This window comes from Corallococcus sp. 4LFB (assembly GCF_046520365.1).
GTDB lineage: Bacteria > Myxococcota > Myxococcia > Myxococcales > Myxococcaceae > Corallococcus > Corallococcus caeni.
The window spans coordinates 1-6,911 of sequence record NZ_JBKGHJ010000449.1 but is presented as its reverse complement, the minus strand read 5'-3'; the positions used below and the strand labels follow the sequence as shown (position 1 = coordinate 6,911).

General features: G+C 72.0%; 9 protein-coding genes. 5 read left to right on the top strand and 4 right to left on the bottom strand.

The features are described 5' to 3' along the window. A partial coding sequence (locus ACLEQD_RS33635; protein ID WP_410389671.1) for a cupin domain-containing protein occupies nt 1-264 on the bottom strand: 264 nt, incomplete at its 3' end. Nucleotides 265-355: 91 nt separating this feature from the next. Here ACLEQD_RS33635 and ACLEQD_RS33630 point away from each other — a divergent pair. Then, a complete protein-coding gene (locus ACLEQD_RS33630; RefSeq protein ID WP_410389669.1) occupies nt 356-1,444 on the top strand; it encodes an alkene reductase in 1,089 nt (362 codons plus the stop codon). 103 nt (nt 1,445-1,547) lie between these two features. Here the strand turns inward: ACLEQD_RS33630 and ACLEQD_RS33625 are convergent, their stop codons facing one another. Then, nucleotides 1,548-1,922, bottom strand: coding sequence for an Mpo1-like protein (locus tag ACLEQD_RS33625; RefSeq protein WP_410389667.1), 375 nt, complete (start codon nt 1,920-1,922; stop codon nt 1,548-1,550). A 241-nt stretch (nt 1,923-2,163) separates the two neighbouring features. On the opposite strand from ACLEQD_RS33625, the gene ACLEQD_RS33620 reads away from it, so the two are divergent. The 3 genes from ACLEQD_RS33620 to ACLEQD_RS33610 are packed head-to-tail and all read left to right on the top strand — an operon-like array spanning nt 2,164 to nt 4,785. Then, nucleotides 2,164-3,321, top strand: a complete 1,158-nt coding sequence (locus ACLEQD_RS33620) for a hypothetical protein (RefSeq protein WP_410389665.1) — start codon at nt 2,164-2,166, stop codon at nt 3,319-3,321. Between the two features lie 5 nt (nt 3,322-3,326). Further along, nucleotides 3,327-4,469 carry a hypothetical protein gene (locus ACLEQD_RS33615; RefSeq protein ID WP_410389663.1) on the top strand — a complete coding sequence of 381 codons (1,143 nt, stop codon included), beginning with the start codon at nt 3,327-3,329 and terminating at the stop codon, nt 4,467-4,469. A 58-nt stretch (nt 4,470-4,527) separates the two neighbouring features. Then, complete coding sequence (locus ACLEQD_RS33610) at nt 4,528-4,785, top strand: hypothetical protein (protein WP_410389661.1); 258 nt, start codon at nt 4,528-4,530, stop codon at nt 4,783-4,785. Nucleotides 4,786-4,792: 7 nt separating this feature from the next. Here ACLEQD_RS33610 and ACLEQD_RS33605 read toward each other — a convergent pair whose 3' ends face one another. Both ACLEQD_RS33605 and ACLEQD_RS33600 read right to left on the bottom strand, forming a co-directional pair. Continuing rightward, entirely contained in the window at nt 4,793-5,356 is a 564-nt protein-coding gene (locus ACLEQD_RS33605) for a class I SAM-dependent methyltransferase (protein ID WP_410389659.1), read from the bottom strand. Next, nucleotides 5,338-5,562, bottom strand: coding sequence for a hypothetical protein (locus ACLEQD_RS33600; RefSeq protein ID WP_410389657.1), 225 nt, complete (start codon nt 5,560-5,562; stop codon nt 5,338-5,340). The genes ACLEQD_RS33605 and ACLEQD_RS33600 overlap by 19 nt, the downstream gene beginning before the upstream one ends. Nucleotides 5,563-5,781: 219 nt before the next feature. On the opposite strand from ACLEQD_RS33600, the gene ACLEQD_RS33595 reads away from it, so the two are divergent. Continuing rightward, nucleotides 5,782-6,911 (top strand): HPr family phosphocarrier protein (locus ACLEQD_RS33595; protein ID WP_410389655.1); only part of this gene is annotated, 1,130 nt, incomplete at its 3' end.

The window sequence follows — 6,911 nt, the reverse complement described above, 5'->3', positions numbered from 1 at the left end:
CTCCAGCACGTGGATGGGGCTGCCCTCCGCGTCGCGCAGCGTGTGCCCTCCGCCATGCGGCAGCACGGCCAGGTCCCCCGCCGACAGCACCAGGGCCTCCGGCACGCCCTCCACCTCCAGCCGCGCCCCGCCCCGCGCGATGAGGACGATGTGCGCGCCCGGGATGGTGGGGAACTGGAGGCCCCAGGGGGCGCACAGCTCGAAGCGGCCGTGCATCCGGGTGGAGAGGCGCAGCGTGTCCAGCACGTCCGCGAGGACGTCCACGCCCTTGCACTCCGGGGGTTCTGGACGCTCGGTCAATTTGTTTGGACTGGATGCCATGGCACGTCCATAGCGGCTGGAGCATTTACCGGCCATGGCAAACACCCTCAAGCTCCTCTCCCCCTTCCGTCTGGGCCGGCTCGAACTGAAGAACCGGCTGGTGATGGCGCCCATGACCCGCAGCCGGGCGCTCGTCGACGGCAACGTCCCCAACCCGCTGGCGGTGACCTATTACGCGCAGCGGGCCTCCGCGGGCCTCATCGTCACGGAGGGCACCCAGGTCAGCCCCCAGGGCGTCGGGTACATCCGCACGCCGGGCATGCACTCGCCGGAGCAGGTGGCGGGCTGGAAGAAGGTGACGGACGCCGTGCACGCGGCGGGCGGCGTCATCTTCGCGCAGCTGTGGCACGTGGGGCGCGTCTCGCATCCGGACTTCCACGGCGGGGAGCTGCCGGTGGCGCCCTCCGCCATCGGGGTGAACCAGGACGTCTTCACGTTCCAGGGCAAGAAGCCCGCGGTGACGCCCCGGGCGTTGGAGACGGATGAGATTCCCGGCGTCGTCGAGCAGTTCCGCCAGGCCGCCCGCAACGCGAAGGAGGCGGGCTTCGACGGCGTGGAGCTGCACGGCAGCAACGGCTACCTGTTGGATCAGTTCCTGCGGGATGGCTCCAACCAGCGCACGGACGCGTACGGCGGCAGCATCGAGAACCGGGTGCGCTTCCCGCTGGAGGTGGCGAAAGCGGTGGCGGAGGTCTGGGGCGCGGAGCGCGTGGGCTACCGGCTGCATCCGCAGAACTTCCCCTACGGCGGCATGACGGACTCCACCCCCGCGGAGACCTTCACGCACATCGCGCGCGAGCTGGGCCGGCTGGGCCGGGGTTACCTGCACGTGACGGAGGCCGTCACGGGCCCCGCCGCCGTGAGCGCCGAGCAGCGCCTCACCCCGCTCATCCGCAAGGCCTTCCCGGGAACGGTCATCGCGAACGGCGGCTACGACGCGCAGGCGGGCGAGGCGGTGCTCGAGCGCGGCGAGGCGGACCTCGTGGCGTACGGCGTGCCGTTCCTCGCCAACCCGGACCTGCCGGAGCGCTTCCAGAAGACGGCCCCGCTCAACCCGCCCGACCCCACCACCTTCTTCGCGGGCGAGGAGAAGGGCTACACGAGCTATCCGACGCTGGCCTGAGACCAGGAAGGGAGGGCACCGTCATGAGCACGCAACGCGTGGACGTCCTGGAGCGCGGGCTGGAGCGGATCATCGACCTGCCAGCGCCCCTGCCGGGGCAGCGTCAGCGGCTCTCGACGGGGGCCGACGCCAGGGTGGCGGCGGCCGGCGCACGGGAGTTCGCGCGCTCCAGGTGCGGACCCAGCTGTCCGGTGAGCATCAGCGCGGCCATGCGGAAGTCGGAGATGAGCGACCAGAGCGGGTACTTGAAGGTCGCGGGGCGGTTGTGCTCGATCTTGAAGTGGCTGGCCCACGCGAAGCCGTAGGCGGCCACCAGCGCGGCGGGGATCAGCGCGCCGCGTCCGGTGACGGCGGCCGTGACGCCCAGGCCCACGCCCAGGCTGGTGCCGGCGAAGTGCAGCCAGCGTGTCGACGCATGCGCGTGCTCACGCAGGTAGAACGGCCAGAACTCGCCATAGGTCTGGATGCGGTCGGACATGAAGTGAAGTTGTGTCCAGCTGCCTGCCTCGCGTCAACCCATGCGGGGCCCCTTCGTGCCCGCACCGACACCGTTCGGCCCTGGCGGCGCGGCAACCCGGAGGGGGTCCGTGGGCAGGAGGGCAGCCAGGCGGTCCTCGACGCGGTCTGCCGTTTTCGGACGAGCCGGGAACAATCCGGTGCGGACGGCGGAGCCCGGGAGAGGCGCGAACCGCGCGTGTCGTGAAAGACTCGGGGCACGCATGAGTGACTGGACGCCCAAGCTGAACCCGACGGTGGACCTGCGGCGGCTTCCGCTGAACGCGGAGGAGGGCTTCGTGCTGTCGCGGCTGGACGGCCACACCCGAGAGAAGGACCTGCCCGCGCTGACGGGGTTCCCGCCGGACAAGCTGCGGGACATCCTCGCGAGGCTGGTGTCGCAAGGGGCGCTGCTGCCGGGCACGGAGGCACCCGCTTCCGGGAACACGGTGCGGCAGCCAGGCGGCTCGACGGGTGTAGCCACGAGCCCGGTATCGAGCGCTCAAGCGCAGGCGGCCGCCGCGAATGAAGCGCACGCAACTGCACGGCCCGCGGCATCGGCGAACGCCGATGTTCATGCGCCGTCACTCGATGCAAGCGACACGGAGCCGCTGCCGGAAGCAGAGGCCTCGGACGGATCCGACGACGATGAAGCCGGTGCCGCGGACGACGTGCCTGAAGAGGTGCTGGGCGACTTCCGCAAGCTCTTCGAGACGCGGCTGCACGGGCTGCCGGAGGACCAGCGCGTGGCGCTCGCGCACGGGGCGGAGGACCCGGAGCTGTCCGCGCTGTGCTTCGACCCGGTGCCCGCCGTCATCAAGGCCGTGCTGGAGAACTCACGCGTGGGCCTGCCGCACGCGCGGCTCATCGCGAGGCACCACCGCAACCCCGTGGGCCTGGAGGCGCTGGTGGCCCGAGCCGCCTTCGCGTCCGACACGGGAGTGCGCCGCTTCCTCGTGCGCAACCCGCAGCTGCCGGTGGCCCTCTTCCGCCGCCTGTGGGCGATGCGCCGCCTGATGGAGCACCACAAGCTCACGGTGGACCGCGACGTGCCGGAGCAGACGCGCCGCACCGCGCGCGAGCTCTTGCGCCAGCGCTTCTCCACCGGCCCGTCCGAGGAGAAGGTGGAGCTCATCCTCAACACGGAAGGCCGGGCCCTGGGCGCGCTCGTGGGCATGCCGGTGGACGGCAAGACGACGTCGCTCTTGTGTGGCCGCACGTACCGCTCGCCCATGCTGGTGCAGAACATCGCGCGCTGGAGCGCCGCGCCGCCCGCGCTCATCGCGCACCTGCTCAAGCAGGAGCTGGTCCGCCGTCAGCCCCAGTTGCGCATGATGCTCGCGCGTCACCCGAACGCCCCCGCTGACGCGAAGCGCGCCTGAGCCCCATGCCCCACGCCGAGGCCAGGGTCGTCCACTCGCTGAAGCAACACCTGCTCAAGCATGGGCTGCGCGAGTCGCGCGTCCTGCACCTGCTGGTGGACGCGCATCCGTCGTATGTCCGCAGCCCGTTCGCCCGGGCGCTGGAGCCCATGACCCAGCTCACGCTGGAGGACACGCGGCCCGACATCCTGTGCAGCGTGGCGCGGCCCGAGGGCGTCCTCGTCACCGGCATCGAGGTGAAGGCCTCTGAAAGGGATTGGGCTCACGGACTGGGCCAGGCGCACACCTATCGCCCCAGCGTCCATCACGCCTACCTCGCCCTGCCCACGCCCGCGGGCAAGCTCCGCGCCCCCACGCTCGCGCAGGCGCGGCGCATCGGTGTCGGCATCCTCGCGCAGGACTCGAAGCACTGGGTGGAGGTCATCCCGCCCGAGGACCCGTCCCCGCTGCCCCGCGCCGTCAGTCAGGCCTCCTCCCTGCTCGAAGGCGTCCCCGCCGCGCGCAGCCTCCAGCTCAACCATCCGCTCAACTACCTCGCGGCCGCGTTCCTCGCGGACCGGGGGACCCCGTCCCAGTCGCTGTTGGAAGCGCTCGCGGCCCACTGGAAGGCCCTGAGGACCGAGGGAACCCGCCGCCACGCCGCGACGGGAGCCAGCACGCTCGGGCTCCTGGACCTGGACTGGAAGCCGACCGTCGAGGGCCGAGCCGTGGCGGACCTCCTGGCCGCGCTCCACTTCGACCCGGACGCGCGATATGCGAAGCGCGAGCGTTTGCTGGAGGTGCATCCGGCCTTCGCCGCCGTGGCGCGCTTCGTCCTCATCCGTCAGCCCGCGGTGCGCCTCATCCACCGGACGCTCGTGGACCACGGAGGCAGCCTCACCTTGCCGAAGCTGGCCGTGGCCGCCGGCAGGGAGGACCTCGCGCTGGCGACAGCCCTCTTCCTCGCGGATCCGTCCATCGAGCTCAAACCCGGCCTGCGCGGCCCGGACATCTATCCGTCCACCGTCTTCAAGCTGAAGCAGAACCTCTGGCACGCGGGCCTGCTCGACACCAAGGCCCACGGCTCCTCCGGCAAGAAGGCCAGCGTCTACCGGCCAGAGGAAGACGTCTGGGCCCTGCCCCGCCACAAGCTCAACACGGCCACTTGACTACAACTGTAGCCATGGCATACCGCTCATGACTACAACTGTCGTCAGGAGGCGTGCGATGAACAGACCGCTGCGAGGACCGCCGACCTTCCGTGAGGGCCTGGGCTGGCTGCTGGCCCTCTCCCTCCTGTTCGCGCTGACGCCTCCCCTGCACCTGACGGAGACGCTGCAGGCCGGGGCCCACAGGGCGCGCATCTGGTGGAAGGTCGCGGACACCGTGCGCCGTCACGCGGCGCCGCTCATGCGCGCGGAGCTGGAGTCGTGGTGGTGCGAAGCGCTGGCGGCCCGGAGCGCTCCTCGGCCCCCGCGCGCGTGATGCGGCTTCAGGGCTTCCGCGCCGTGATGAGCGGCTGGTTGAAGCCCGTCTCCTCCGGCGTGTACCAGCGCGGATCCACCAGCCCCGCCTTCGTGAGCGCCTGCTCCAGCTCCACGGGTTGCAGCAGCCGGTAGACGCCGGTGTGCTCGGTGGTGTGCCAGACGCCGGACTCCTGGCGCAGGATGAACTGGCGCACCGTGTACTGCCTTTCATCCACCGCCCAATCCCAGACCTGGAAGAGCACGCGGCGGCCCAGCGGCGTGTCCAGCACGCGCTCGGCGGTGAAGCGCGGCCGCTTCTCCAGCAGCGCGGAGTGGTCGCGCAGGCTCGCCACCAGCAGGCCCCCGGGCACCAGGCGCGACGCCATCGCGTGCGCGGCGTCATCCAGGTCCGAGTCCTCCAGCAGGTGCGCCATCGCGTTGTCGCACGACATCACCACGTGGAAGGTGCCCGGCACCTGCCAGTCCAGCATCCGCATGTCCGCCACGCCGGTGGTGAGGCTCACGTGCATGGCGCGGGCCTCCCGCTCCGCGCGCGCCACGGCGGAAGGGCTCAGGTCCGTGGCGTGCACCGCGTAGCCCGCGCCGCCAGCCCCAGCGCCTGCGTGCCGATGCCGCACGCGCAGTCCAGCACCCGGCGCGGCGGCGGCGCGCCGGAGCGGCGCAAGAGCGCGTCCAGCACCGCGCCCTGCCGGTCCACCGACTGCTCCCAGTCCGCGAAGAGCAGGTGGTACTCCTCGGCCAGCCCTTCGTAGAAGTCCAGGACGCTGTCAGACATGACGGCTCCCCCTTTAACACCCCCATGCGGGCCGTCACGCGCAGGGACGCCGGACGTCGCCTGCCCGTCATGTCGCGGGCGGGAGGTCTTCCCCTCTGGGCGCTGTTACCAGGAAGACGGGACTCGGGAAGCCCGCGCGAGCAGGGGCGGACACCGGGCAGGATGCACCGTCGTTCCCCGCGTGAAGCACGCGCGCACCCGAAGAAGCAAGGAGCCCCGATGTTGACGCTGACGCCCTCGCAGGTCCGCCTGGGACGGGCCGCCGCGAACAAGGCGGAGGCCATCCGCCTGGTCGGACAGGTGATGGTGGAGTCCGGCTTCATCTCGCCCGCCTACGTGGACAGCATGCTCAAGCGCGAGCAGGTGGCCGCGACCTTCCTCGGCCACGGCATCGCCATTCCGCACGGCCTGCCAGAGGCGCGCGACCTGGTGCTCCGCACGGGCGTCGTCGTGGTGCAGTTCCCCACCGGGGTCGTCTGGAGCGAGGACGGCCACGCGCACCTCGTGGTGGGCATCGCGGCGAAGTCCGATGAACACCTCCAGGTGCTCGCCAACCTCACCGGAGTGCTGGACGACGAGGCCCGGGCCGTGGCCCTGGCCTCCACCCTGGACGCGGCCGCCATCATCCAGGCGCTCAGCGGCCCCGGCGCGGCTCCGCGGCCGGAGCCCCAAGCCGCTCCCGTGCTCGACGGCCGCGCGCTCCAGGTCCTGTCCCCCTCGCCGCAGGGCCTGCATGCGCGGCCCGCCACGGTGCTGGTGGAGGTGGTGCGCCGCTTCCGCGCGGACGTCACCGTCCACCATGAAGGGCGGCAGGCGAACGCCCGCAGCCTCCTGTCGCTCCTGCAGCTGGGCGCGCGGGGCGGCACGACGCTGACGCTCACGGCGGCGGGGGACGACGCGGACGCGGTGCTCCTCGCGCTGCGAGACGCCTTCGACGCGGGCCTGGGCGAGGCCACCTCCAGCGCCCCCGCTCCGGAGCCAATCCCCACCGTGGTGCTCGACTACGAGGGGACGCTGGTCGCGGGCCTGTCCGCGTCGCCGGGCATCGCGGCCGGGCCCATCTGGGCCTTCCAGCGCGAGCGGCTGGAGGTGGAGGAGCGGGCCGCGGACGCCGCGCGGGAACACCTGCTGCTGGAGGAGGCGCTGGCCGGGGCGGCGGCGGAGCTGCGCCAACTGCACGAGGGCTTCCTCCTGAAGGCCGGAGCGCAGCGGGCCGCCATCTTCAAGGCGCACCTGGAGCTGCTGGACGACCCGGAGATGCTGGCGGAGTCACACGGCCTCATCGACACGGGGTTGAGCGCGGGCGCGTCCTGGCGCCGCGTCTTCGAGAGCCGCGCGGAGGCGCTGGC

Coding starts and splice junctions, on each gene's coding strand:
- ACLEQD_RS33630 (WP_410389669.1), top strand. CDS start 356: ATGGCAAACACCCTCAAGCTCCTCTCCCCCTTCCGTCTGGGCCGGCTC.
- ACLEQD_RS33625 (WP_410389667.1), bottom strand. CDS start 1,922: ATGTCCGACCGCATCCAGACCTATGGCGAGTTCTGGCCGTTCTACCTG.
- ACLEQD_RS33620 (WP_410389665.1), top strand. CDS start 2,164: ATGAGTGACTGGACGCCCAAGCTGAACCCGACGGTGGACCTGCGGCGG.
- ACLEQD_RS33615 (WP_410389663.1), top strand. CDS start 3,327: ATGCCCCACGCCGAGGCCAGGGTCGTCCACTCGCTGAAGCAACACCTG.
- ACLEQD_RS33610 (WP_410389661.1), top strand. CDS start 4,528: ATGAACAGACCGCTGCGAGGACCGCCGACCTTCCGTGAGGGCCTGGGC.
- ACLEQD_RS33600 (WP_410389657.1), bottom strand. CDS start 5,562: ATGTCTGACAGCGTCCTGGACTTCTACGAAGGGCTGGCCGAGGAGTAC.